28 protein-coding genes are annotated in these 24,323 nt (G+C 71.6%); 14 read left to right on the top strand and 14 right to left on the bottom strand.

Annotation, left to right across the window (positions count from 1 at the left end; genetic code table 11):
• Positions 1 to 496: 496 nt before the first annotated feature.
• The gene (gene arsM, locus QBL25_RS07060; RefSeq protein WP_409056138.1) at positions 497 to 1,276 is read right to left on the bottom strand and encodes an arsenite methyltransferase; all 780 of its coding nucleotides are present in this window, start codon (positions 1,274 to 1,276) and stop codon (positions 497 to 499) included.
• Between the two features lie 134 nt (positions 1,277 to 1,410).
• Here arsM and QBL25_RS07055 point away from each other — a divergent pair, with 134 nt between their 5' ends.
• Both QBL25_RS07055 and QBL25_RS07050 read left to right on the top strand, forming a co-directional pair.
• Positions 1,411 to 1,830, top strand: coding sequence for an ArsR/SmtB family transcription factor (locus tag QBL25_RS07055; RefSeq protein ID WP_409056137.1), 420 nt, complete (start codon positions 1,411 to 1,413; stop codon positions 1,828 to 1,830).
• A 132-nt stretch (positions 1,831 to 1,962) separates the two neighbouring features.
• Complete coding sequence (locus tag QBL25_RS07050) at positions 1,963 to 2,139, top strand: hypothetical protein (RefSeq protein ID WP_409056136.1); 177 nt, start codon at positions 1,963 to 1,965, stop codon at positions 2,137 to 2,139.
• A 143-nt stretch (positions 2,140 to 2,282) separates the two neighbouring features.
• Here QBL25_RS07050 and QBL25_RS07045 read toward each other — a convergent pair whose 3' ends face one another.
• Positions 2,283 to 2,660, bottom strand: a complete 378-nt coding sequence (locus tag QBL25_RS07045; protein WP_409056135.1) for an STAS domain-containing protein — start codon at positions 2,658 to 2,660, stop codon at positions 2,283 to 2,285.
• Positions 2,661 to 2,964: 304 nt separating this feature from the next.
• Between QBL25_RS07045 and QBL25_RS07040 the strand changes: the two genes are divergently transcribed.
• Positions 2,965 to 4,008 (top strand): NUDIX domain-containing protein, encoded by a 1,044-nt coding sequence (locus tag QBL25_RS07040; RefSeq protein WP_409056134.1) that lies wholly within the window; start codon positions 2,965 to 2,967, stop codon positions 4,006 to 4,008.
• A gap of 172 nt (positions 4,009 to 4,180) precedes the next feature.
• Here QBL25_RS07040 and QBL25_RS07035 read toward each other — a convergent pair whose 3' ends face one another.
• Positions 4,181 to 5,536: a dipeptidase gene (locus QBL25_RS07035; RefSeq protein WP_409056133.1), complete on the bottom strand. Its 1,356-nt coding sequence runs from the start codon at positions 5,534 to 5,536 to the stop codon at positions 4,181 to 4,183.
• 135 nt (positions 5,537 to 5,671) lie between these two features.
• On the opposite strand from QBL25_RS07035, the gene QBL25_RS07030 reads away from it, so the two are divergent.
• Complete coding sequence (locus QBL25_RS07030) at positions 5,672 to 6,874, top strand: geranylgeranyl reductase family protein (protein WP_409056132.1); 1,203 nt, start codon at positions 5,672 to 5,674, stop codon at positions 6,872 to 6,874.
• Positions 6,875 to 7,028: 154 nt separating this feature from the next.
• Here the strand turns inward: QBL25_RS07030 and QBL25_RS07025 are convergent, their stop codons facing one another.
• Positions 7,029 to 7,529 carry a nitroreductase family deazaflavin-dependent oxidoreductase gene (locus tag QBL25_RS07025; protein ID WP_409056131.1) on the bottom strand — a complete coding sequence of 167 codons (501 nt, stop codon included), beginning with the start codon at positions 7,527 to 7,529 and terminating at the stop codon, positions 7,029 to 7,031.
• A 174-nt stretch (positions 7,530 to 7,703) separates the two neighbouring features.
• On the opposite strand from QBL25_RS07025, the gene QBL25_RS07020 reads away from it, so the two are divergent.
• The 3 genes from QBL25_RS07020 to QBL25_RS07010 all read left to right on the top strand — a co-directional run bounded on the left by QBL25_RS07020 (position 7,704) and on the right by QBL25_RS07010 (position 10,533).
• Positions 7,704 to 8,402, top strand: coding sequence for a TetR/AcrR family transcriptional regulator (locus tag QBL25_RS07020; RefSeq protein WP_409056130.1), 699 nt, complete (start codon positions 7,704 to 7,706; stop codon positions 8,400 to 8,402).
• A gap of 212 nt (positions 8,403 to 8,614) precedes the next feature.
• Positions 8,615 to 9,871 (top strand): sensor histidine kinase, encoded by a 1,257-nt coding sequence (locus tag QBL25_RS07015; protein ID WP_409056129.1) that lies wholly within the window; start codon positions 8,615 to 8,617, stop codon positions 9,869 to 9,871.
• Positions 9,868 to 10,533 carry a response regulator gene (locus tag QBL25_RS07010; protein WP_409056128.1) on the top strand — a complete coding sequence of 222 codons (666 nt, stop codon included), beginning with the start codon at positions 9,868 to 9,870 and terminating at the stop codon, positions 10,531 to 10,533. The genes QBL25_RS07015 and QBL25_RS07010 overlap by 4 nt, the downstream gene beginning before the upstream one ends.
• Here QBL25_RS07010 and QBL25_RS07005 read toward each other — a convergent pair.
• Positions 10,494 to 10,766, bottom strand: coding sequence for a DUF6332 family protein (locus QBL25_RS07005; RefSeq protein WP_409056127.1), 273 nt, complete (start codon positions 10,764 to 10,766; stop codon positions 10,494 to 10,496). The two genes, QBL25_RS07010 and QBL25_RS07005, sit on opposite strands and share 40 nt — an antisense overlap.
• A gap of 81 nt (positions 10,767 to 10,847) precedes the next feature.
• Complete coding sequence (locus QBL25_RS07000; protein WP_409056126.1) at positions 10,848 to 12,335, bottom strand: MFS transporter; 1,488 nt, start codon at positions 12,333 to 12,335, stop codon at positions 10,848 to 10,850.
• An 89-nt stretch (positions 12,336 to 12,424) separates the two neighbouring features.
• Here QBL25_RS07000 and QBL25_RS06995 point away from each other — a divergent pair, with 89 nt between their 5' ends.
• Positions 12,425 to 12,826: a MarR family winged helix-turn-helix transcriptional regulator gene (locus QBL25_RS06995; RefSeq protein WP_409056125.1), complete on the top strand. Its 402-nt coding sequence runs from the start codon at positions 12,425 to 12,427 to the stop codon at positions 12,824 to 12,826.
• A 45-nt stretch (positions 12,827 to 12,871) separates the two neighbouring features.
• Here the strand turns inward: QBL25_RS06995 and QBL25_RS06990 are convergent, their stop codons facing one another.
• Positions 12,872 to 13,606: a maleylpyruvate isomerase family mycothiol-dependent enzyme gene (locus tag QBL25_RS06990; RefSeq protein WP_409056124.1), complete on the bottom strand. Its 735-nt coding sequence runs from the start codon at positions 13,604 to 13,606 to the stop codon at positions 12,872 to 12,874.
• Positions 13,607 to 13,797: 191 nt separating this feature from the next.
• Between QBL25_RS06990 and QBL25_RS06985 the strand changes: the two genes are divergently transcribed.
• From QBL25_RS06985 to QBL25_RS06975, 3 genes are all read left to right on the top strand, one after another.
• Positions 13,798 to 15,225: an FG-GAP and VCBS repeat-containing protein gene (locus tag QBL25_RS06985; protein ID WP_409056123.1), complete on the top strand. Its 1,428-nt coding sequence runs from the start codon at positions 13,798 to 13,800 to the stop codon at positions 15,223 to 15,225.
• A 207-nt stretch (positions 15,226 to 15,432) separates the two neighbouring features.
• Positions 15,433 to 15,660, top strand: a complete 228-nt coding sequence (locus QBL25_RS06980) for a DUF5133 domain-containing protein (RefSeq protein WP_409056122.1) — start codon at positions 15,433 to 15,435, stop codon at positions 15,658 to 15,660.
• A gap of 103 nt (positions 15,661 to 15,763) precedes the next feature.
• Positions 15,764 to 16,177 carry an SsgA family sporulation/cell division regulator gene (locus QBL25_RS06975; RefSeq protein ID WP_409056121.1) on the top strand — a complete coding sequence of 138 codons (414 nt, stop codon included), beginning with the start codon at positions 15,764 to 15,766 and terminating at the stop codon, positions 16,175 to 16,177.
• 57 nt (positions 16,178 to 16,234) lie between these two features.
• On the opposite strand, the gene QBL25_RS06970 is transcribed toward QBL25_RS06975, so the two are convergent.
• A complete protein-coding gene (locus QBL25_RS06970) occupies positions 16,235 to 16,669 on the bottom strand; it encodes a DUF2267 domain-containing protein (RefSeq protein WP_409056120.1) in 435 nt (144 codons plus the stop codon).
• Positions 16,670 to 16,908: 239 nt separating this feature from the next.
• Positions 16,909 to 17,340 (bottom strand): Hsp20/alpha crystallin family protein, encoded by a 432-nt coding sequence (locus QBL25_RS06965; protein WP_409056119.1) that lies wholly within the window; start codon positions 17,338 to 17,340, stop codon positions 16,909 to 16,911.
• A 156-nt stretch (positions 17,341 to 17,496) separates the two neighbouring features.
• On the opposite strand from QBL25_RS06965, the gene QBL25_RS06960 reads away from it, so the two are divergent.
• The 3 genes from QBL25_RS06960 (at position 17,497) to QBL25_RS06950 (ending at position 19,493) form a co-directional block, all read left to right on the top strand.
• A complete protein-coding gene (locus QBL25_RS06960; protein WP_409056118.1) occupies positions 17,497 to 18,168 on the top strand; it encodes a type III effector protein in 672 nt (223 codons plus the stop codon).
• A gap of 307 nt (positions 18,169 to 18,475) precedes the next feature.
• Positions 18,476 to 18,859 carry a hypothetical protein gene (locus QBL25_RS06955; RefSeq protein ID WP_409056117.1) on the top strand — a complete coding sequence of 128 codons (384 nt, stop codon included), beginning with the start codon at positions 18,476 to 18,478 and terminating at the stop codon, positions 18,857 to 18,859.
• 241 nt (positions 18,860 to 19,100) lie between these two features.
• Complete coding sequence (locus QBL25_RS06950; protein WP_409056116.1) at positions 19,101 to 19,493, top strand: STAS domain-containing protein; 393 nt, start codon at positions 19,101 to 19,103, stop codon at positions 19,491 to 19,493.
• Between the two features lie 21 nt (positions 19,494 to 19,514).
• On the opposite strand, the gene ppk2 is transcribed toward QBL25_RS06950, so the two are convergent.
• The 5 genes from ppk2 to QBL25_RS06925 form a co-directional block, all read right to left on the bottom strand.
• A complete protein-coding gene (gene ppk2, locus QBL25_RS06945) occupies positions 19,515 to 20,300 on the bottom strand; it encodes a polyphosphate kinase 2 (protein ID WP_409056115.1) in 786 nt (261 codons plus the stop codon).
• Between the two features lie 27 nt (positions 20,301 to 20,327).
• Positions 20,328 to 21,038 (bottom strand): helix-turn-helix domain-containing protein, encoded by a 711-nt coding sequence (locus QBL25_RS06940; protein WP_409056114.1) that lies wholly within the window; start codon positions 21,036 to 21,038, stop codon positions 20,328 to 20,330.
• 70 nt (positions 21,039 to 21,108) lie between these two features.
• Complete coding sequence (locus QBL25_RS06935; RefSeq protein ID WP_409056113.1) at positions 21,109 to 21,858, bottom strand: HAD family hydrolase; 750 nt, start codon at positions 21,856 to 21,858, stop codon at positions 21,109 to 21,111.
• The gene (gene gap / locus QBL25_RS06930; protein WP_409056112.1) at positions 21,858 to 22,871 is read right to left on the bottom strand and encodes a type I glyceraldehyde-3-phosphate dehydrogenase; all 1,014 of its coding nucleotides are present in this window, start codon (positions 22,869 to 22,871) and stop codon (positions 21,858 to 21,860) included. The genes QBL25_RS06935 and gap overlap by 1 nt, the downstream gene beginning before the upstream one ends.
• Positions 22,872 to 23,152: 281 nt before the next feature.
• A complete protein-coding gene (locus QBL25_RS06925; protein ID WP_409056111.1) occupies positions 23,153 to 24,025 on the bottom strand; it encodes a universal stress protein in 873 nt (290 codons plus the stop codon).
• Between the last annotated feature and the right edge of the window lie 298 nt (positions 24,026 to 24,323).

The following is a 24,323-nucleotide window of genomic DNA, read 5'->3' as shown; positions in this document are numbered from 1 at the left end:
GCCCAGACCGCGAGATTCGAGGTGTCCTCTGCTGACTTCGCCGCTTCCGCGGCGGACCTCGCGCTGTCGCGAGCGGCGGACACGAGTTTTCGGCCGACGATGATCATCCACGCGGCCGCGAGCACGGTCACCACACTCGAAACTATGGGAGCTAGCGTCATACCGACCACGGGGGTTACCTCTCCTCGCCTGCGAACCCGATCGTCTGGAAGCGTGGGGAGTGATAGTCCTCGCTCTCTCGTCGGGCGTATTCGATCCGCGGAATGAACGGCCACATCAAGAACGATGCATCAGATCACCTTGTCACGGGACGCCTGCAAACTGACTCACTCGGAAGGGTGACGCAGGTGCTCGATCACCCTCCGAAAGCGCCAAGTTGAGGGTCGGAAGCGAAGCCAGAGCGCCGTAACTCGCCCACCGCAATCAGACACGATCTCGCGTTCGCAACATCCGGAGACGGGTGTCCGGGAGCGCTCGCGACCGGCTGGCTCGGACATCACTTGGGCTTCGTGGCGCGGACTGTCGCCGAGTGCATGTCGGTGGCGACCGGGTGGGTGGGGGTGAGTTCTACGTTGGTGAAGCCTGCCGCTTCCAGGCCCGTGCGGTATTCGGTGAAGGAGAGCGCGCCGGCTATGCAGCCGACGTAGTCGCCGCGCTCGGCGCGCTCGGCGGGGGTCAGGGTGTCGTCGGCGACCACGTCGGAGATGCCGATGCGGCCCCCGGGGGCCAGGACGCGGAACATCTCGGCGAAGACCGCGGGCTTGTCGACGGACAGGTTGATGACGCAGTTGGAGATGACCACGTCGATCGTGTTCGCGGGCAGCGGGATCGCCTCGATGGTGCCCTTGAGGAACTCGACGTTCGTGGCTCCCGCCTTGCGCCGGTTCTCGAGTGCGAGCGCGAGCATCTCCTCGGTCATGTCCAGGCCGTACGCCTTGCCGGTGGGGCCCACCCGGCGGGCCGAGAGCAGGACGTCGATGCCGCCGCCGGAGCCGAGGTCCAGGACGCGTTCGCCCTCGTGCAGGTCGGCGACGGCCGTGGGGTTGCCGCAGCCCAGGGACGCGGCGACAGCTTCGGCGGGCAGGGTGTCGCGCTCGTCGGCGGCGTAGAGCGTCGAGCCGAAGTTGCCGTCGACCTCGATGGCGTCGGGCCCGCAACAAGAGCTGCCGCCCTCGGCCACCTGCACGGCTGCTGCCGCATAGCGCTGCCGGACGGTCTCTTGCAGGTCCGCGCCGCTCTGGGCGGAGGTCTCGGTGGCGTTGATCGCGTCGGTCATGGCGGTCGCTCCTTCGTGGCGGACCCAGGGGCCAGGGGCCAGGGTTCGCGGTCGGCTGTGTGGGCTGCAGGGGCTGTATCGACGTTCCTCGATGCAACAATGCGCGTTGGTTTGAGAACTGTCAATATAGAAACATGTCGAAACAAGAGTTTGTGGTGCTCGGGCAGGACGAGGGCCGCTGCTGCCCCGCCCTGCTGGCCGCGCCGATGGATCAGGACCAAGCCGTCCAGCTGGCCAAGGTGTTCAAGGCCCTGGGCGACCCGGTCCGGCTCAGGCTGCTGTCGATGATCGCCTCGCGGGAGGGCGGCGAGATCTGCGTATGCGATCTGACGCCGGCCTTCGACCTGTCGCAGCCGACGATCTCCCACCACCTCAAGCTGCTGAAGCAGGCCGGACTGATCGACTCCGAGCGTCGCGGGACGTGGGTGTACTACCGCCTCCTGCCCGCTACGACCGACAGGCTCGCCGCGGTCCTCGCCCGCCGCGCGGCCACGCCTTCGCGTTCGGCCGGAGCCGCCGGCCCGGGCGGTGGAGGAAAGCGTTGCCCGGTGTGATGAGCGGGGCGTAGGGGCGGCCGTCCGCATGATCCGGTCCGTGTCACGGGCTGTCGTGTTCCGCGCCGAGCGGCCGGATTGAGAGTGTCGGGGCGTGGCCACCGACGACCCCCGGCAGACGGAGCGCTCCGCATGAAAGCCCCGAAGTACGCCCGTGAGATTCCCGGCCTGTGCTGGGACGAGAGGCCCGGTGATGTCCTGCACTGCACCCTCGGCCAGGGCCACCCCGGCGACCACTTCCACGCGTACACCCGGACCAGGTGGCCCAACCGTGCCCGCGTCGCCGGGCCCGCAGCCAAGCCACGGTGAGCATTCCTTTCACACGGGGTGTGAAAGGAATGCATATATGCATCGTGCGCGACTGCTACCGCCCATGGCATGCGCAGGGCAAGCTTTTGATGCTGCCCGGACCCCGCAGCACCCTTCCGTCGTCGCGCTCCCTTCGGCCGTACTCACTTCTCCCGCAATGCCTCCTCCAGCGTGCTCACGGGTAACAGCATGGGAGTGAGGCCCGTGAGGCGCAGGATGCGCAGCGTCAGGGGGTGCGTGCAGACCACGGCGAACCGGGCGTCTCTCGCGGTCGTGCGGCGCCGGGCGCGGACCAGCAGGCCGAGGCCCGAGCAGTCGAAGAACGTGGTGTGGGTCAGATCCATGACCACGGTGGTCGCCGTGCCGCCGGTGATGGGATCGAGGAGCGGGGAGATCCGCTGGTAGGCCAACAGGTCTATCTCGCCGTGCAGTTCGACGACGACCGCGCCGTTGTGGCCGTACACGCGCGGCTGCAGGTCGGAGTCTTCGAAAGCGAATTCGTTCAGTGCGTCGATTTGCACGAGTCCCCCCAGGATCGAACATCGGCCGGACCCTCGCGTGAGCGCGATGCGTCGGAAGAGCCGGATTCAGGAGGTCACCAGGGGCTGGGGCGCCAGACGGATCACGCTAGCGGGGGAGGCTCCGTCCTGTAGTGAGGGAACGATTCATGCAGGGCGACTGCCACCCGATGGGGTGAATTGAGTGCCAAGTGCTTGACATTCCTTGGCGTCTCTCGGTGCCTGTAACGGCGGCCTCATCAGGGCCTGGTTTCCGTGGCAGGGTGTTGCGGGCAAGCCACAGGGGGCCAACAGAAGAGGGGGAACCGTGATCGTCTGGATCAACGGCGCGTTCGGTGCGGGCAAGACCAGCGCCGCACGGGAACTGATCGAGCTGATCCCGAACAGCACACTCTTCGACCCTGAGGTCATCGGTGGCGGACTGCGCGACCTGCTGCCGCCCAAGCGCCTCGCCGAGGTGAGCGACTTCCAGGATCTGCCGCTGTGGCGGCGGCTCGTCGTGGACACGGCGGCAGCGCTGCTCGCCGAGGTCGGCGGCGTCCTCGTGGTGCCCATGACCCTCCTGCGCCAGGACTACCGCGACGAGATCTTCGGCGGCCTCGCCTCACGCAGAATCGCCGTACGACACGTCGTCCTGACCCCGGACGAAACGATCCTGCGCGAGCGAATATCCCAACGCCCCGTCCCGGACATCCCGGCCGGCGAGGTACGCGTACGGCAGTGGTCGTTCGACCACATCGAGCCCTACCGCGTCGCGCTCGCGGGCTGGCTCGGTGCCGACGCCCACCGTATCGACACCGGCGGACTCACCCCCTGGGAGACCGCCGAGCGCGTCGCCGACGCTGTACGCACCGGGGCCGCGTCCATCTGCGACATCGTGCAGACGCCGGCGCCCACGGCGGAGACGCTCGCGGCCGGCGTGCTGCTCTTCGACGAGCGCGACCGGGTGCTGCTCGTCGACCCGACGTACAAGGCCGGCTGGGAGTTCCCCGGTGGTGTCGTCGAACCGGGTGAGGCGCCCGCGCGCGCGGGCATGCGCGAGGTGGCCGAGGAGACCGGCATCCAACTCGCCGACGCGCCCCGGCTCCTCGTCGTCGACTGGGAGCCGCCCCTGCCCCCCGGCTACGGAGGCATGCGGTTCCTCTTCGACGGCGGAAGCCTCGCCGTCGACGAGGCACGCCGGATGCTGCTGCCGGGGCCCGAACTCCGCGACTGCCGCTTCGTCACCGAGGAGGAGGCGGCGCTGCTGCTGCCCCCCGTACGGTACGAACGCCTGCGCTGGGCCCTGCGTGCGCGGGAGCGCGGGGTCGCCCTCTACCTGGAGGCGGGGGTTCCCGTCGGCCGCCAGTGACGGGCGGTCGACACCACCGGGCCGGCCGCCCGGTCGGCAGCGGTGCTCGATCCCGGCCGCTCACCGCGGGCCACGCGCCGCGGGTCGCTCACCGCGGGCCACGCGCCCCCGACTCCCGTCCGCCCGCCGCCTACTGCCGACCGCGCGCCCTCTACTGCCGACCGCGTGGAGCTCAGCTCGTCGCGTACTTCTGGAGGAACAGTGCCTCCGCGACCGAGAGGCGCTCCAGTTCCTGCGGCGACACGCTTTCGTTGACCGCGTGGATCTGCGCCTCCGGCTCGCTCAGGCCGATCAGGAGGATCTCCGCCCGGGGGTAGAGCGCGGCCAGGGTGTTGCACAGCGGGATCGAGCCGCCCTGCCCGGCGTACTGCATCTCCTCGCCCGGGTACGCCTCGCCCATGGCCTCCGCCATCGCCGCGTACGCCGGGCTCGTGGTGTCCGCGCGGAACGCCTGGCCCTGCCCGATCTGCTCGGTGGTCACCTGGGCGCCCCAGGGGGTGTGCGTCTCCACGTGGGCCTGGAGGAGCTTGGTGGCCTCGGCCGCGTCCACGCCCGGCGGCACCCGCAGGCTGATCAGCGCCCGGGCGGCCGCCTGTACGGACGGGGTCGCGCCGACCACCGGCGGGCAGTCGATGCCGAGCACCGTGACCGCGGGGCGCGCCCAGATGCGGTCGGCGACCGTGCCCTCGCCGATCAGCCGTACGCCGTCGAGGACCTTGGCGTCCTTGCGGAAATCGGCCTCTTCGTACTGAAGCCCGTCCCACACCTCGTCGCCGGTGAGCCCGTCGACCGTCGTCGAACCGTCCTCCGCGCGCAGCGAGTCGAGCACCCGCACCAGCGCCGCGAGCGCGTCGGGAGCCGCGCCGCCGAACTGCCCCGAGTGCAGGTTGCCCTCAAGGGTGTCGACACGGACGCGCACGAGCGTCATGCCGCGGAGCGTGGCGGTGACCGTCGGCAGGCCGACGCGGAAATTGCCCGCGTCGCCGATGACGATCGTGTCGGCCGTGAGGAGGTCGGGGTGCTGCTCGGCGTACCGCTCAAGGCCGCCCGTGCCCTGCTCCTCGGAGCCCTCCGCGATCACCTTGACGGTCACCGGGACGCCGCCGTTCGCCTTCAGGGCGCGCAGCGCGAGCAGGTGCATCAGGACGCCGCCCTTGCAGTCGGCGCTGCCGCGTCCGTACCAGCGGCCGTCGCGCTCGGTCAGCTCGAACGGCGGGGTGGTCCACGCCGCCTCGTCGAGGGGCGGCTGCACGTCGTAGTGCGCGTAGAGCAGCACCGTGGGAGCGCCCTCGGGGCCGGGCAGCAGGCCGTACACCGACTGGGTGCCGTCCGGGGTGTCGAGCAGGGCCACGTCCTGGAACCCCTCGGCGCGCAGCGCGTCCGCCACCCAGTTGGCGGCGGCCTCGCTCTCGCTCTTGGGGAACTGATCGAAGTCCGCCACCGACTTGAAGGCCACCAGTTCGGTGAGCTCCGCCTTCGTCTTCGGCATGAGTGAGGCGACGGTCTCGGCGATCGGATTCGGCGACATTGGCACGCTCCTCGTGGGTGCGACGTTGTACGTCTGTGGGTGTTGTGATCCTCCCACAGGAGGGTGGCCGAGGTGCCCGCCGTAGGATGCCTTGGAAAGCGCGGCCAACAGCTGGATCGGGAGCGGTAGACCAACGTGAGCAGCGAGAACTCAGCGGACGACGCGCAGTACGTGTGGGACGTCGTCGTCGTGGGAGCAGGGCCCGCCGGGGCATCGGCGGCCTACGCGGCGGCCGTCGCGGGACGCAGCGTCCTCGTCCTGGAGAAAGCCGAACTGCCCCGGTACAAGACGTGTGGCGGCGGCATCATCGGCCCCTCGCGTGACGCGCTCCCGCCCGGGTTCGAACTGCCCTTCAGGGACCGGGTGCACGCGGTGACGTTCTCCCTGGACGGCAAGTTCACCCGCACCCGCCGCTCGAAGCAGATGCTCTTCGGGCTGATCAACCGCCCCGAGTTCGACCAGCAACTGGTCGAGCACGCCCAGAAGGCGGGCGCCGAGGTGCGCACGGGCGTCACCGTCGCGCGCGTGGAGCAGCACGGCTCCTCGGTCCCCGACCGGCGGACGGTCGCGGTGGTCCTCCAGGGCGGCGAGACGGTGCTCGCCCGTGCGGTGGTCGGTGCCGACGGCAGCGCGAGCCGCATAGGAGCACATGTCGGGGTGAAGCTCGACCAGGTGGACCTGGGCCTGGAGGCCGAGATCCCGGTGCCGCAGAGCGTCGCCGAGGACTGGGCGGGCCGGGTGCTCATCGACTGGGGTCCGATGCCGGGCAGTTACGGCTGGGTGTTCCCCAAGGGCGACACGCTCACCGTCGGCGTGATCTCCGCCCGCGGCGAAGGCTCGGCCACCAAGCGGTACTTGGAAGACTTCATCGCCCGCCTCGGGCTCGCGGGCTTCGAGCCCAGCATCTCCTCCGGGCATCTGACGCGCTGCCGCAGCGACGACTCGCCGCTCTCGCGCGGCCGGGTCGTGGTGTGCGGTGACGCGGCGGGGCTGCTCGAACCATGGACCCGCGAAGGCATCTCGTTCGCGCTGCGCTCGGGCCGGCTCGCGGGAGAGTGGGCGGTGCGGATCGGTGAGGCGCACGACGCGGTCGACGCCCGCCGCCAGGCCCTGAACTACGCCTTCGCGATCAAGGCAGGTCTCGGCGTCGAGATGAGCGTCGGGCGGCGCATGCTCACCGTCTTCGAGCGCCGCCCGGGCACGCTGCACGCGGCGCTCACCGGCTTCCGTCCCGCGTGGAACGCGTTCGCGCGGATCACCCGTGGCTCGACGACCCTCGGCGAACTGGTCCGGAGCCATCCGCTGGCGGGGCGGGCGCTGAGCGCGTTCGACAAGTAGGAAGCCCGCCTTCGAGCGGCTGCTGCTGGTGGGCGGCGGCCGCTCGTGGGTGGGAGCCGCTTCTGGGTGGCATGCGGCGGGCGGCCGGGGCCGCGGGTGGCCGGGGTCGCGGGCGGCCGGTGGGGTCGCTGTTCCCTGTGCCCCGGTGGTGGCGTCACTTCGTCACGGTGACGCGGAAGACGGGGTGGTCGCCCGCGGCCGCCTCGATCTCCGCGTCCGTGGACTTGGCGGTGACGCCCTTGAAGTACTGGTTGACCTCCCAGCCCCACTTCTCCAGGTAGCCGCGCAGCAGCGGCAGCTTCTCGGCGTCCGGGACCTCCTCGACCGTGAACGCGCGCACCTTGCGCCCCACGCGCAGCTCGCCCCCGCCGGCCACGCGCATGTTGCGCACCCACTGCGAGTGCCCACGCGCCGAGACCAGGTACTGCGCGCCTTGGTACGTGAACGGGTTGACCGGGATGCGCTGCATCTGGCCGCTCTTGCGCCCCCGTACGGAGAGCTCGGCCGAGCCCATCAGGCTGATACCGCGCCGCGCCAGCCAGCCGATCACGCTGTTGAGCCGCACGGCGAACGGGCTGCCCTGGAGGTAGTAGGGGGAGGTCGAGGTCGAGGAAGAGGAGGAGGAGGAAGAGGATGCGGAGGGTGACGAGGACATGGTGACCGCCAGAGTCGGAGTTATTTCCGAGAGCACTGCTCTCGCTTAAGAGCAGTGTGCACGAGACGGGTGCTCCATTTCAAGAGCAGTGCTCTCGAAGTTAAGCGCCGCTCTCGAATTTATGCGCCGCTCTCGTTTTGGTGCACCGCTCCCATTCCGTGGCACACTGCCGGTATGAGCAGCGCCACCAGCGGGGCCAGGGCCCGCGCCCGAGTCGAAGTGACCGCCGCGATCAAGGACGAGGCACGCAGACAGCTGGCCGCCGACGGCGCCGCCAAGCTCTCCCTGCGCGCCGTCGCCCGCGAGCTCGGCATGGTGTCCTCCGCCCTCTACCGCTACTTCCCCAGCCGCGACGACCTCTTGACCGCGCTCATCATCGACGCCTACGACTCCCTCGGCGCCGCCGCCGAAGCCGCGCACGCCGAGGTCGCGTCGGCCGAACCCGTGCGCCGCTGGACCGTCACGTGCGAGGCCGTGCGGGCCTGGGCGCTCGACCGACCCCACGAGTACGCGCTGATCTACGGCTCGCCCGTCCCCGGTTACAGCGCGCCCGCCTCCACGATCCAGGCCGCGGCCCGCGTCGGGCTGCTGCTCATCGGGATCGTGCGCGACGCCCATCAGGGGCGGGGCGTGGCCGTGCTGCCGCTGCCGGACGGGCTGCGTGCCGAGGCCGAGCGGATCGCCGCCGATCTCGCCCCCGATCTGCCGCCGGCGGTGGCCACGGCTTTGGTCGCCGCGTGGTCCCAGCTGTTCGGGCTGGTGAGCTTCGAGGTGTTCGGCCAGTTCAACCGCGTCGTGGAGGACCGCGCCGAGTTCTTCGCGTACGCGGTCACGCAACTCGCCCACGGGGTGGGCCTGTTGGACCAGAAGTAAGCCCGCGCACGCCCCCCACCACGCCCGCCCACCCTCCCCACCACGCCCACCACGATCACCCCATCCACCCCACCTGCCGCGCCCGCCACCACCACTCACCCCGCACCCGAGCCGCACGCACGGCCAAGCGCGTACGTACTCCCCCGGGAGTACGCGTGATCGCCACGCACGGCTGACGCCCCTCGCCCGCCGCGCGGTCTAGCGTGGCCGTCATGGATGAGCAGCGCGAACACGGGCGCGGCCGACCGCCCCTGCCCTGGGGCGGACCCGCGGCGTGGCGGCACGGGCCGCCCTGGTGGCACCAGCGCCACGAGGCGGGCGCCGCCGGCAGGCTGCCGTGGCCGACGACGCTGGCGATCACCCTGTTCGTGCAGATCGGCAGCAAGTACGCCGCCGAGGGCCAGCTCGACCGGCAGCCGCTCGACCTCTACGCCCGGCTCCTCCTGCTCGCGGGCACGGCATCGCTGCTGCTGCGCCACCGCCGTCCCGTCCCGGTCGCGTACTTCACGGCCGGGACCGCACTGGTCTACCTCGGTGCCGGGTACGCGTACGGCCCCGTCCTCATCACCGTCGCCGTCGGCTGCTTCGCCGCGGTCGTCGCCGGGCACCGCCGCGCCGCGTGGGGCGCCGTCGCGATGCTGTGGGCGGGGCATCTGCTGGTGGCGCACTGGCTCTACCGGTGGCTGCCGCCGGACGGCGACACCGCCCGGACCTGGGGCGAGGAAACCGTCGTCGCCGTCTGGGTCGTCGCCGTCGTCGCCGTGTCCGAACTGGCCCGCGTACGGCGTGAGCAGTGGATGAAGGAACGTGCGGAGCGCGCGCGGGCGGCCGAGCGGCGGGCCGACGAGGAGCGTCTGCGCATGGCCCGCGAACTGCACGACGTCCTCGCGCACAGCATCTCCGTGATCAACGTCCAGGCGGGCGTCGGCCTCGCGCTGCTCGACTCCGACCCCGAACAGGCCCGCACCGCGCTGACCACCATCAAGGCCGCGAGCAAGGAGGCGCTGGGGGAGGTGCGCCAGGTCCTGGGCACCCTCCGCACGCCCGGTGACGCGCCCCGCGCCCCGGCTCCGGGGCTGGACCGGCTGCCCGAGCTCGTGGAGCAGGCGGGCAGCACCGGGCTCACCGTCGACGTCGACACGCAGGGGGCCCGCGGAAAGCTGGCGCCCGGCGTCGACCTGGCCGCCTTCCGCATCGTCCAGGAGGCCCTCACCAACGTCGTACGCCACTCCGGATCGCGGCACGCGCGCGTGCTGGTGCGGTACGAGGCGGCGGCGCTCACCCTGCGGGTGGACGACGACGGCCCCGCCACCGGCGCGGACGCGGGCGGCAGCGGCAACGGACTCGCCGGGATGCGGGAGCGCGCCGCCGCCCTGAACGGCACGATCGAGGCGGGCTCGCGCCCGGGCGGGGGCTTTAGGGTCACCGCCGTACTGCCCACCCGCACGGCACCCCAGGAGGACCAGTGATCCGCGTACTGCTCGCCGACGACCAGTCGCTGGTCAGGGCCGGTTTCAAGGCACTGCTCGACGCCCAGCGGGACATCGGGGTGGCGGGCGAGGCGGCGGACGGCGAGGAAGCCGTGCGCGCGGTGCGGGAACTGCGGCCCGACGTCGTCCTGATGGACATCCGCATGCCGCTGCTCGACGGGCTCGCGGCGACCCGCAGGATCACCGACGACCCGGACCTGAACGACGTCAAGGTGGTCATGCTGACCACCTTCGAGCTGGACGAGTACGTCTTCGAGGCGATCCGTGCCGGGGCCTCGGGCTTCCTCGTCAAGGACACCGAGCCGGAGGAGTTGCTGCGTGCCGTCCGTGCGGTGGTCGGCGGTGACGCGCTGCTCTCGCCCGGCGTGACGCGTCGCCTCATCGCCGAGTTCGCGGCCCGCTCCAAACAACCCGCGAGCGCGGCGCCGCTGGGTGAACTCACCGAGCGGGAGCGGGAGGTGATGGCCCTGGTCGGCATCGGTCTGTCGAACGAGGAGATCGCCCGCCGTCTGGTCGTCAGCCCGCTGACCGCGAAGACGCACGTCAGCCGGACGATGGTGAAGCTCGGCGCCCGCGACCGGGCCCAACTGGTCGTCCTGGCCTACGAATCGGGCTTGGTGCGCCCCGGCTGGCTCGGCTGACGCGTCCGGCGGAACCGGATGAGGACCGTGACCACGGACACGACGAAGACGGTGGCCGCGACGATCGCGCCGACCCGGGTCAGCGTGTGCTCCGAGGGTGAGGTGACGCCGAAGAGGTGGACCGGCGCCGTCACGGCGAAGAAGGCGGCTCCCGCGAGGCTCGTCGCGACGAACAGCGCGAAGCAGGTCTCGACGGTGGCCGCGTCCCGCTGTGCCTGTGTCCTTCGCCCCATCTCCCGAGTGTCACGGGCCGGCCCCCGGCGGACAAGGAGCTGACCGCCGGAGGCCGGTAGGGAGGTGTCCTTCCGCCACGGTCAGTCCCGTACGGCCACCCGCTCCTCGTCCGCCTCTCGCTGCACGGACTTCACCACGAGGATCGTCTGCTGCGTACGGCGTGTCCGCAGTCCGGTGAGGGTGATCAGGAGCCCCGCGACGGCGATCGCCGTGACGACGACCAGGCCGGGGCGGTAGCTGTCGAGCACGGCCTGCGGTGAGGCGTCGGCTCCGTGGGACGAAGCGGTGACGACCGCCGTGACGACGGCGAGGAAGATCGCGCCACCCACCTGGATCGAGGTGTTCAGGAGGCCCGAGACCATGCCCTGCTCGTCGTCGTCCACGCCGTTGGTGGCCTGGATGTTGAGCGAGGGGAAGACCAGGGCGCACGCGAAGCCGAGCAGGATCATCGACGGCAGCACCATGGACGCGTAGGAGGGGGTGAGGCTGACGCGCAGGAACAGCGCGTACGAGGCGACGAGCAGGACGAAGCCCGCCACGATGACCCGCGGCGTGCCGAACCGGTCGATCACCGAGCCGACCTTCGTGGACGACAGCGCGACCAGCGCGCCCGCGGGCAGGAAGGCGAGCGCGGTCTCCAGGGCGGACCAGCCCAGCAGGGTCTGGAAGTACTGCGTGGCCAGGAACTGGAAGGAGACGTAGCCGCCGAAGAAGGTCATCGCCCCGATCTGCGCCCGCAGCTGGGGCCCCGCGCGCAGGACGCCGAGCCGGATCAGCGGGTGCGCGGTGCGCAGTTCGATGCGTACGAAGACGGCGAGCAGCACGGCCGCGGCGAGGAACGACAGGAGGGTGCGGGCCGAGGCCCAGCCGGCTTCCGGCGCCTCGACGACCGTGAAGACGAACAGCAGCATCGCCGCCGTGCCGGTGACGGCGCCCGGCACGTCGTATCCGCCGGTGTTCTTCTCGCGGGCGCTGCGCGGGATCAGCTTGAGCCCGGCGACGAGGGCGATGACGGCGATGGGGGCGGGCAGCAGCATCGTCAGGCGCCAGCTGGCCTCGGTGAGCAGCCCGGACAGGACGAGGCCCATGGAGAAGCCGGTGGCGGCGCAGGTGGTGTAGATGGTGAGCGCGCGGTTGCGGAGCGGGCCCTCGGCGAAGGTCGTGGTGATGATCGAAAGGCCGGCGGGCGCGGTGAACGCGGCGCTCAGGCCCTTGATGAAGCGGCTCGCGATCAGCAGCGGGCCCGAGTCGACGAAGCCGCCGAGCAGCGAGGCGAGCGCGAAGACGGCGAGTGCGATCAGGAAGACGCGGCGCCGCCCGAGCAGGTCGGCGGCCCGGCCGCCCAGGAGCAGGAGGCCGCCGTAGCCGAGGATGTAGCCGCTGACGACCCACTGGAGGGTCGAGGTGGAGAGGTTCAGTTCGGAGCCGATGGAGGGCAGCGCGACGCCGACCATCGACACGTCGAGGGCGTCGAGGAACATCGCGGCGCAGAGCACGAGCAGTGTGCCCCACAGGCGCGGGGACCAGCGCTCCGGGGACGCGGAGGCAGCTGTGAGCGGAGAAGTCATGCGGAGGACAGTACATGCACATGCATTGAGTGCAAGTGCATTTAATTCCGATGCAACAAAGTTCGTGTTCTCTGCTACCGTGCGATGTCATGGCGGCGAAGAAGGCCGAGCAAGGGCTCGTGGACCAATGGCGCGACATCCTCGCGGTGCACGCGCGCACGTTGTGTGAACTCGACGGCGCCCTGCGTGAACACGGCCTCGGGGCGAGCGACTTCGAAGTCCTCGACGTCCTGTCCGAGGGCGCCGCGGCGGACGGCGACTGCGCCTACCGCGTCCAGGACATCGCGGGCCGGGTGCACCTGAGCCAGAGCGCGCTGTCGCGCCTCATCGGCCGCCTGGAGAAGGACGGCCTGGTGGAGCGTGCCATGTGCAGCGAGGACCGGCGCGGGGTGCGGGTCGTGCTCACCGACAAGGGGCGCCACCTGCACGAGCAGGTGCGGCCGCTCCAGCGGGCGGTGCTCGCACGCATGCTGGCCCCCACCGACTCGTAGGCGCCCGGCCCGTCCAGGCTTACGAGCGGATGCCTGCGCTCCTCCTCACACGCCCGACGTCTCGCTCCACAGCTCACCGAGCGCGGTGTCGCCGGTGACGTGCGGGAACGGCGCGCGATTCCACAGCGCGAGGTAGAGGCGGTCCGCGGGTCCCGACAGTTCGCACTCGGCCGGGCCGTCGTCGCCCCGCTCCGTGACGGGCGGTTCCTGCGAGAGGCGCACGGTCCACACGGCTTCGGCGTCCGTGTCCGTCGCCCGTACGCGCAAGATCCTCGGTTCCCGCGTACGCACCCTGCTGCGTGAGCGGGCGTGAAAGCCGCGCAGCAGCTCGTCGATCCCGTCGGCGGCGAACTCCGTGCCGATGGGGGAGAAGGCGCCCGCGCGCGCGGACTCGGCGTCCACGCGGTGGACCGCCGTCTCGTTCGCCTGCCGCCGCGCCCAGAAGGCGAGCGGGGACGGCGCGGGCAGAAACGCCCAGCACGCCACGTCGGGTGCGGCGGCCCGCAGCGTGGCCACCAGGTCCCCGTGGGCTTGGCGGTACCAGTCGATCAGGGCCGCGCCGTCCAGGTCCGGCGGGTCGCCCATGGGGCGCGGCGAGTCGTGGCCGTCGGCGACGAACGCCGCGGCCCACCGGTGCACCGCCCCCGTGTGCCGCAGCAGATCGCGCACGGTCCACTCGGGGCAGGTGACCACCTTGGCGCCGGTCCCCGCCGCTTCGGCGGCGCGGGCCAGCAACCGGCCTTCGGTGGCGAGGACGTCGAGGTGCTCGGCAATCTCCATGGGGGGATTGTGCCGGACGGAGCTCCGCCGGGAACTGCAATTTCGCCCTCACCTCGTACAACTTTTCGAGCAGGATGAGGGTCTTGCTCTTGCTGCTGGTCCCCCGGACACCGATCACCGCCAGAGCCGGTGAACGAGGCAGCGACGGAGACACCGATCAAGAATCGGTACAGACCGACAGAGAAGAGTCCATGCGCCACCCCTACCGCTCCCGCACCGCCCCCGCCCTTGCCGTCGCCCTCGCGGCCGGGGTTCTCGTGGCCGTCCCCGCACACACCGCGTCCGCCGCGCCCGCCGCCGCTCCCGACGGCCGCAGCGACGTGAACGGAGACGGCTACGGCGACCTCGTCACCACGTCCGAAGCCGGTGTGGCGGGCGTCCGGGGCGCCGGTGCGATCGTCGTGAACACCGGTTCCTCCGCCGGGATCTCGGCCGGCCGGACCCAGATCGTCACGCAGAACTCGGCGGGCGTGCCCGGTGCCGCCGAAGAGGACGACCGGTTCGGATCGGCCGTCGCCACCGGTGACCTGAACGGCGACGGCTACACCGACGTCGTGACCGGCACCCCGCGCGAGAAGGTCGACGCCGACGTGGAAGGCGGCACCGTCGCCGTGCTGTGGGGTTCCAAGTCCGGGATCGACGGCGGTACGACGCTCGCCGACCCGGCACCGGCCGCGCACGACCTCTTCGGCAACCGTCTCGCCGTCGGCGACTTCGACGGCGACGGACACCCCGAACTGGCCGTCGGCACGGGCGGCGACGACGTGTGGATCTTCAAGGGGATCGGCAAGTCCGGTGCCGCGGGCCACCGCGAGCTGAAGACCGAGATCGTCGCGGACAGCTCGGACTACTACCGCTCGCTGGCGGCGGGGGACTTCGACGGGGACGGCAAGGACGACCTCGTGGTCGGCGGCCGCTACGACAAGGACGGCAGCTACGACGGGGCCTCGCTCGTCTACCCGGGGGCGGCCGGCGCGTACACCACGCTGCCGGACGAGGCCCACGCGGCCGCCACGGGGGACTTCGACGGCGACGGCAAGGACGACCTGATCCTCGGCTCTCCCGACGACAACGCGGTCATCTCCTACGCGGGCGGCGCCGACGGCCTGAAGCCCACCGGCGGCCGCACCCTCACCCAGGACACCGCCGGTGTGCCCGGTGCCACCGAGCCCGAGGACACGTTCGGCGAGGCGGTCGCGGCGGGCGACGTGGACGGCGACGGATACGCCGACGTGGCGGTGGGCGTCGAGTTCGAGACCGTCGGCTCGGTCCCCAACGCCGGGGAGGTCGTGATCCTGCGGGGCTCGGCGAGCGGCCTCACCGGCACCGGATCGCAGGTCGTGCACCAGGACACCGCAGGCGTGCCGGGCGCGAACGAGCCCTACGACCGCTTCGGTTCGGCCGTGCGCCTGACCGACACCGACCGTGACGGCCACGCCGATCTGGCCGCCGCCGCTCCCATGGAGAACACCAGCAACGGCGCCCTGTGGAGCCTGGGCGGGTCCGCCGGTGGCGTGAACCCCTCGTCCCGCGCGGTCAGCTTCTCGGCGGCGACCGCCGGGCTCTCCAAGGACCCGTACACGTACTTCGGCAGGTCCATGCCGACGAGCGCGTACTGAGCGGGACGGACGGAGCGGTGGCAGGGCGGCGCCCGGGGCGTGGGCGCCGCCTTCTGCCGGCGTGGGTGCGGCTCCCGCGAGTTTGTGAACGCGAGCACAACTTCCCCGTGGTTGCGCTTACCGATCATCCACGCGGGCACATGGGGACAGCCAACGGCGATTCGTTGCCCCCCCATGGCTCCACGCATCGAACGAAAGGAGCACCCAGTGCTCAGGCCTCACCCCACGTTCCTGCACACCCTGCTCGAGACGTACGTGTCGCTACGGGATCTGCAGGCCCGGGAGGACTCGCCCGACGTCCGGCGCAGGCTGGACGACGTCGCGTACACCCTGTGCGTCTCGACGGGCACGCGGACTCCCGAGGCGGCCGTGGCCTGGGCCCGGGGCCAGCTCGCCGGCGTGAGCTCGCAGGACGACGCCCGGCTGTCCGCTTGACGGATGTGGTGACGGACGGGGTTCCGGCGTCAGCTTGCGCCACATGAGCAACCCTTTGTGATCTGCTCCGCATGCATGCGCGACTACCGGGAACCCCGTCCGCATGGATTCCAGCCTCACCTGCCCCGTCGCGTCCCACCTGCGCGTAGACGCCCTCGACCTCGTGCTCGAGGCAGAACTGACCCTCACGTACACCACCAAGGACCCGCTGGCGGTGGCCCTCACCTTCCCGCGTCCCGCCGCCAAGAAAGCCCCGACGACCTGGGTGCTCTCCAGAGAGCTGCTGGCGTCGGGGCTTCGCGCGCAAGTGGGCGAGGGGGACGTGGTGATCCGGCCGACGGGACGTCACACGGTGATGATCGTCCTCACGTCCCCGAACGGACGCGTCCTCGGCGAGATGGAGCGGGCGCCGGTCGAGAGGTTCATCCGCGAGACGTACGCCCTGCTGCCCGCGGCCGAGGAGAGCGCGGCCCTGAACATGGACGGACTGATCACGGCTCTCCTCGTCGAACCCTGAGACACCTCGGCGCGGCACGTGTCCCTGGGCCCCGTGCCCCTGGGTGCAGCAGCCTGCTCACGCGGCCTGGATCAGCTCGGCCCGCCCGAACAGGAGGGCGTGGCCTGCGGGGAGCTGGTCCAGGATGCGGGTCAGGAGATCGGGGCCCGCCAGGGCGCTGACGGCGGCCAGGACCGCGCCGGTGTCCCAGCGCGTGGTGGCGAGGCTCGCCCCGGCCCGGGTGGCGAGATCCTTGACGAAGCCCCAGCCGGTGAGGGGCTCGGCGGCGGGGATCTGTGCGGTGAGGATACGGGCCGCCTCCAGGGGCAGCCGGGCGGCCAGTTCAACGCGTTCGTCCCCGACCAGCTGCCTGCCGAGCCCGCCCAGGACCAGCCGGACGGCTTCCTCGGCCCGCTCCCGGGTGGGATAGGCCCCTTCGTAGCGGACCTTCTCCAGCATCTGCGGGAAGGTCATCGCGGGGAGGGGCCGGGTGGATTCGGGTCGCTCGAACATCGCTGGGTGCGCGCCTTTCTCGTCGCGGGGGGCTGTCGGGGAGGGGTTGTTCGTCGTGAATGCGGGTCGTCGTGGCATGCGGGGCGTGGTGGATGTGGCCCGTCCATGCGGGCGGTCGTGCGAGATGGGCGGGGCCGGGCGTCACCACGTGCGCGGGGGCGGGGCGGGGATGCGGAGGACGGAGTGTGAGCCGGGGGATGCTCGGCCCGTCCTCCGCACCACGCGTCGGTGCTCCCGGATCAGCCGCGGATCTCCTTGCGGGACCCTTCGCTCCCGATGGAGACCTTGCGGGGCTTGGCCCGCTCGGCGATCGGGATACGCAGGGTCAGGACCCCCGCGTCGTAATCCGCCGTGATCCGCTCGGTGTCCAGTGCGTCGGCCAGCACGATCTGGCGGGAGAACACGCCCAGGGGCCGCTCGGACAGTTCCATCTGGACGTTCTCGGACTTGGTGACCGGTCGGCGCTCGGCCTTGACGGTCAGCATGTTCCGCTCCACGTCGATGTCGATCGCCTCCGCGGTCACGCCGGGCAGATCGAAGACCACCACGTACTCGTCGCCCTCGCGGTAGGCGTCCATGGCCATCGCGGACGGCCGTGACCACGTGCCGGGTCCGACCAGCTGCTGGGCGATGCGGTCGAGCTCGCGGAAGGGGTCGGTGCGCATCAACATCGCGAAACACCTCCTGAAGGTTCGGGCAGTAACTGCCAATGCGCTTCACCTGCCTTCGGTTGTAGCATGTCGTCCAATGGATGACAAGCTCGATGTCGTCCAAGCGATGACGCTACGAAGTGACGCCCCGAAGTGACGCCACGAAGGAGGCTCCCCATGGCAGCGACCGGCCCGCCGAATCCACCGCACGGACCCGGAGACCGCCCCGTCGAGAACCAGAACCCGACGTCCTTCCCGGCCGCGGCCACTGCCCTGGAAGCCATCCGTGACGCCCTCCAGGTCGCCCGGCAGGACGGCGCGGACGCCTCACCCGCCGACGGCACCGACCCGGAGGACGCCCTGGCCTCACTCCTGCTGCTGCGGGAAGTCCGGGAGCAACTCGCCGCGTGGGAAGCGGGCCTGATCGAGACCGCCCGACACGCGGGAGCCAGCTGGGCCGACCTCGCCCAGCCCCTGGGGGTCGCGAGCCGCCAGGCCGCCGAGCGCCGCTACCTGCGCCAGCGCCCCGGGCCGACCGGCAGCACGGGCGAACAGCGGGTGCAGGCCACCCGCCGGCGCCGCGCCGCCGACCGCAACCGCACCGCCTGGGCCCGGGACAACGCGGCAGCGCTGCGGCGCCTGGCCGGCCAGGTCGCGGCCGTCACCGGACTTCCGCCGGGTGCGCGGGTCCCGCTCGGCCGCCTCGACGCCGCTCTCGCCGACGACGACCCGGCGGCCCTGATCGACCCCCTGAACGCGACCCGCTCGTACGTGGAACGCCCGCATCCCGGTCTCGCCGCCCAGATCGACGCCCTGACCGGCGACTTCGACGAGAACAGGACCGGCTGACCTCCGCACCGGCGTCCTCGGCGGCAGACGGCACAAGGAGTCCTCAACATGACCGTGACCGCCCTGCGGGTGCTGACGATGAACGTCCTCGAACCCCCCGGTACGCGGACGGCCCCGCACGCCGTCGCGTCCTGGCCGACGCCGCGGCCGATGGCGCCCCGGACGTGCTGGCGCTTCAGGAAGTGGTCGCGCAGGACGCGCGGCGACTGGCCGCGGACGGCCGGCACGTGCTTGCGCACCCCCGTACGTCGCGGGACGGCCCTGGAGGCGTCGGCGCGCTGCTCGCGGTCGTGCCCCGCTGGGCCACGTGCGCTCCGACCCCCTCCAGGTCTCCGCCCGGACCGCTCCTACGCCCTGGTGCGGTGTCGTCGCCGCCGAGGTGGAGTACGCGGAGCCGCTCGGCGGCGTTCTCCTCGTCCCCCACACGCACAGCTGGCCCTACGGCTTCGAGGCCGAGCGTGAGGCGCAGGCCAGGGCCGTGGCGGCGCTGGCCGAGGAGATCCTCGCGGAGGGGCGGGGCGGGGCGGCTTCGGCACGTGAGCCCGCGCAATGCGTACGCGCGGGGGACATGCCGCCGGCGCCGGGGCGGCGCGTCGACCACGTCATGGCACGTTGCGGACCGCACGGTCCGACCTGCGGGTGGCCGCGTGCGAGCTGTTCCTCCACGAGTCCGTCTCCGGCGTGCAGGTGAGCGACAACTACGGTGTTCTGGCCGACTTCGAGCCGCCCGAGCGCGAACCGGAAGATTGGCCGATTAAAGCTGTGTGAGGGCACATGACAGCGGCAATAGTGACGAGGCAGCTGACGATCCGTCCCGGACAGAAGTCGTATCGCTCACGCACCACAGCGCGGCGTATCGAGCGCTGACGGTGTACACCGACGGGGTTCTGCCGTCTCCTCCTGATCACACGATGCGGCGAGGAAGCTGACTCATGTACCAGCACCACGACTTGTTCCGGATAGAGCAGAGGTTCGACACGACAGCTGCTGTCGTCGAGCTCCACGGGGAGTTCGACGTGCTTCCGGCCGAGCGTTTGACGCTCTGTCTCCGGAATCTGGCAAAGTGCCCGCAGCGGGACCTGATCGTGGATCTGCGGCCGGCCACTTTCATCGACGCGAGCCTGCTGGGCGTGCTGTGCGACGCGCACGAGGCACTACGGCGAGACGGCCGCAGACTGAAGGTGGTGGCCACCCGCCCCATGACCCTGCGCATACTGCGACTGTGCCGGCTCGACCACGAGTTCCAGATCCTCGCGACCCTGCCCGTCCCCGACGGTCTCGCCGCGACGATCGGGGCGAACGGGTCCCCTGGTCCCCGGCTTTGACCGGGGAGGCGCCCCGCGCGCTCACCCTTCCAGCCCGGCGGCGTGGTCGGGGACGTACGACTGGAGGTCGCGCGGCGGGCGTTCGTATCCCGTGTCCGGAGGCCGGGGCGGCAGGCTGAGCCGAGGCGGCGGCACCGCGTGGTACTGGATGGTCGAAAGCAAGTGAGCGATCATGTTCAGCCGTGCGCTGCGCTTGTCGTCGCTCTCGACCACGTGCCAGGGGGCTTCCGGTATGTCCGTGTGGACGAACATCTCGTCCTTGGCCCGCGAGTACGCCTCCCACCGGGTGATCGACTCCAGGTCCATGGCCGAGAGTTTCCAGCGCCGCGTGGGGTCCTGAAGCCGACGGCGGAAGCGCTGTTCCTGGACGGCGTCGCTCACCGAGAACCAGTACTTCCGCAACAGCAGGCCGTCCTCCACCAGCAGACGCTCGAAGATGGGGCACTGGTGGAGGAAGCGCTGGTGCTCGGCCTTCGTGCAGAAACCCATGACGTGCTCGACACCCGCGCGGTTGTACCAGCTCCGGTCGAACAGGACGATCTCTCCCGCGGCGGGGAGATGTTCCGTGTAGCGCTGGAAGTACCACTGGGTGCGTTCCCGCTCGGTGGGGGCGGGCAGGGCGACGATGCGCGTGATCCGCGGGTTGAGATGCTCCGTCACCCGTTTGATGGTGCTGCCCTTGCCGGCCGCGTCACGCCCCTCGAACACCACGACGAGCCGTGCTCCCTCGGCCCGCACCCACTCCTGGAGCCTGACCAGTTCCGTCTGCAGACGGTAGAGCTCACGCTCGTAGGTCGCCTTCTTCATGGGTCCACACCGCCTCCGCCCACTGCTTCACCCGATGTCGTCCGCCGGGTAGTCCCGCTCCCCAGTCTCGCGTCCGCTCACGGTGTCCGGCTCCAGCCGCACCCACAGGTCGCGCGGACCGCCGGCCCAGGGCCTGGAGTAGGACCGGTCGGCCAGCCGACGCACGTCCTCGGCGTCCGTCACGGCTCCGGCGCGGCCACGGACCAGCACGCTCCAGCCGCGGCTGAGCGCTTCGTCGATGTGGTCGACCTCGAAGGCGACCGACGTCCCGACGGCCGCGGCGGGCGGTGAGCCGGGTGCGGTCCGGAAGACGATCGCGCCGTCGATCACCGTGTAGTTCACGGGTACGATGGCCGGTCCCTCGGGCGTGGACACCGCGAGCCGTCCCACGCCGTGGCTGCCCAGCCGCGCCCGGCACTGCTCGGCGCTCAGTTCCGTCAGGACGGGGTGACGTGCCGCCTTGCCGAGGCCGGGCGGCACGTCGATCCCGCCGCCGCGGAGCGCGGCGGCACTGGTGTGCAGGGCGCCTGCCAGCCGGATGAGCACGCCGAGACCCGGATCGGCGGTGGGGTGCTCCTCCAGGTGGCGGAGGTAGCCGGGGGTCGTTCCCGCGCGCTCCGCCGTCTCCTGCCGCGTGAGGCCGAGTTGGGCGCGCCGCCGGGCGATCCGGCGGCCGATGTCGCTGCGGGGGGTCTCGGTCGGTTCCGAACCGGTGTGCGGCGGCTGCTCGTCCGTCATCGGGCCTCACTCCTCGTGCTCATCGAAGGCTCCGGGGCCGGGCCAGGGCGGGCCTTCCGCCCGGAGCCCGTCACCCGTCCACCGCCTCCGGGTCCAGCAGCTCCGCGAGGTCGTCGACCACCAGATCCGCTCCGTGTTTCAGGAGCGCGGCGCGGGTGTCCGGCGTGTGGGTCCGGTCCACGCCGATCACCCGGCCGAAACCGCCGTGGCGGCCCGCCTCGACCCCGGCCAGCGCGTCCTCGACGACGGCGGTGCGTGCCGCGGGGACTTCGAGGCGGCGCGCCGCCTCCAGGAACAGCGCCGGGTCGGGCTTGCCCGGCAGTTGGAGCCGGGCGGCTTCGGAGCCGTCCACGAGGGCGTCGAAGAGATCGCGTACTCCCGCGTGGGCGAGGAGTTCCACCGCGTGCCGGGAGGCCGACACGGCGGCCGTCGCGAGGCCCGCGGAGCGCAGGACGGCCAGCAGCCGGACGGTGCCGGGATAGGGGTCGATCCCGTGCTCGCGCAACCGCTCGGTGAACAGCCGCTCCTTGTCGGCGGCGACGGCCCGGACCTCCTCCTGCGAGGGGGAGAGCCCCTGGGACTCCAGGTAGGCCCGCGCTCCGTCCAGGCGCGATTTGCCGTCGACGTACCGGAGGTAGTCGTCCCGCACGTCGAAGGGGCGCCTGCCGCGCAGGAGGGGAAAGGCGTCGAAGGCCGTCTTCCACGCGGCGGCGTGCGCCCGCGCGGAGTCCGTGATCACACCGTCGGTGTCGAAGACCGCCGCCGCCGCCCCGCGCAGCGCACGGGGCACGGCTGCCCTACCGCTCCGGTCGGTGCCCATCAGCGCTCTGCCACCAGAGCGGTGAGGTCCAGCAGCCGGTTGGTGTAGCCCCACTCGTTGTCGTACCAGCCGAAGACCTTGACCAGGGTGCCACTGGCCTGCGTCAGGGCGGGGTCGAAGACGCAGGACGCCGGGTCCCCGATGACGTCGCGGGAGACGATGGGGGCCTTGGACACCCGCAGGATGCCGTTCAGCGGGCCGTTGGCGGCTTCGACGAAGGCGGCGTTGACCTCATCGGCCGTCACGGCGCGGCCCAGCACCACCGTGAGGTCGGTCAGCGAGCCGTCCTCCACCGGCACGCGGACGGCGATGCCGTCCAGGGCGCCCGCCAGCTCCGGCAGCGCCAGACCCACGGCGCGGGCCGCACCCGTACTGGTCGGGATGATGCTCAGCGCCGCCGAGCGGGCCCGGCGCAGATCCTTGTGCGGGCCGTCCAGCAAGGACTGGTCGTTGGTGTAGCCGTGGATGGTGGTCATCACGCCCTGTTCGACGCCGAAGGCCTCGTGCAGGACCTTCACCATGGGAACCACGCAGTTGGTGGTGCAGGAGGCCGCCGACACGATGCGGTCCCTCTCCTGGTCGTAGGTGTCGTCGTTGACGCCCATCACGAGGGTCGCGTCCGCGTCCTTGCCCGGCGCCGAGAGCAGCACCGTACGGGCGCCGTTCTTCAGATGCAGGGCGGCCGAATCGCGGTCCCGGAACCGGCCGGTGGACTCCACGACGACCTCGGCGCCGTGGTCGGCCCAGCGCAGGGCGGCCGGGTCGCGTTCGGCGGTGACGATGATCCGCCGCCCGTCGACGGTGATCGAACCGTCGTCGTGGCCGACCGGGCGGCCGAGCCGGCCGAACGTCGAGTCGAACTCCAGGAGATGGGCCAGCGTGGCGGGCGGCGTGACGTCATTGACGGCGACGACCTCGACGTCCTGCGTCCCCGCGTCCGCTCGCTCCAGTGCCGCGCGCAGGTAGGTGCGGCCGATGCGGCCGAAGCCGTTGATGCCGACACGTGTGGTCATGGCGGTGAACTCCTCTGCTTCGTAGGGGTTTCAGGGAGCCCTGGTGTCCCAGGGGCCCCAGCAGTTTCAGGCGTTCGGGTGCGGGTAGTCGGGTGGCCGGTCGGCGTTCGGGCTGGGCGGGCCCGGACGGTGATCCCGGGCAGGTCGGTGCCGGGTTCCCTGGTCCAGACGTGGTCATGGGGAAAGGTGTCGGCCATTTCCGGTTCGAGCCGCGTGTCCCGTGGACGTAGCTCACCGGCCACCGGGCTGGTGGGCCGTGCGCGGCAGCCGCGCACGGGGGCTCACACCCTCTGCGGCACGACGGCGACCGGGCAGGCGGAGTGGTGCAGGACCGCGTGGGCGACCCGGCCGAGCTGGAGTCCGAAGCGCCCGTGCCTGCGCCGTGCGCCCACCACCAGCAGGTCGGCGTCGGCCGAGGCCGCAAGAAGCACCTTGTGAGCGGGGCCCTCGGCGGTACGCCGGTGCAGTTCCACCTCCTCCAAGACGTCCCGGAGCGCCGCTTCCAGGGCCATTGCCGCCTGCTCCTCGTGCAGCCGGGCCGGTTCGCCCACCAGGAGCGGGTGGTCGGTCGTCTCGTGCGCGGGGCACCGCCAGGCACGTATCGCCGTCAGGGGCGCTTCGCGGTACCGGGCCTCCTGGAAGGCGAAGCGCACGGCCGCCGCACTCTCCAGCGGGTCGCCGACTCCGACCACCAGGCGCCCGCGCGACGCGGGCTTCGCACGGTTGTCGTGGCTGCCGCGGAGCACGATCACAGGGCAGTCGGCCCGGGCGGCGACCGCGAGGCACACCGAACCGAGAAGCAGCTCGGCGATGCCGCCGCGCCCGCGCGACCCCAGGACCAGCGCGCACGCGTTGCGCCCTTCGACCAGAAGCGCGGGCACCGGCTCGTCGTGCAGGACCTCGGTGGAGACCTTGACATCCGCGTCACGGCGGTGCGCGCGCGCCGCCGCGGCATCGACGACGGCATCGGCCTGGGGCGCTTCCTGGGGCACACGCACCTCCCCGGCGAACGCGGGCCCCTCGTAGCGATGCCACAGCGAGGCGTACACCAGCCGCAGCGGAACGCCGCGCATCGCGGCCTCGCCCACGGCCCAGTCGACGGCACGCAGACTGGTTTCGGATCCGTCGACGCCCACCACCAGGGGCAGTTCCATCGTCGTCACTCTCCTGTGTCGAGATCGCGAACGGTCGAGATCGTGGACGGCCGAGATCGCGGGCGGTCGGGGTCTCGTCGTGGACGGCCCATCACGACGGGGCGGTACACGGCGGTCAGCTCCCGGCGCGTCGAACTCCCGGTGTCCAGCTCCTGGAACCGCTCTTGAACCCAGCGTGATCCCGTCCGCGACGGCCGGGCAGGGGCCACAGGTACCTGACAGGGGCCGACCGGCCCCATGACGCACGTGGTGACGACGGGCCGGTCGGCACCGGGCACGCCGGTCCGCGAGGCGGCCC

Source organism: Streptomyces sp. SYP-A7185, assembly GCF_046103685.1.
Lineage (GTDB): Bacteria > Actinomycetota > Actinomycetes > Streptomycetales > Streptomycetaceae > Streptomyces.
Note: the sequence above shows the minus strand (reverse complement) of the source record. Positions and strands in the feature narration are given on the sequence as shown.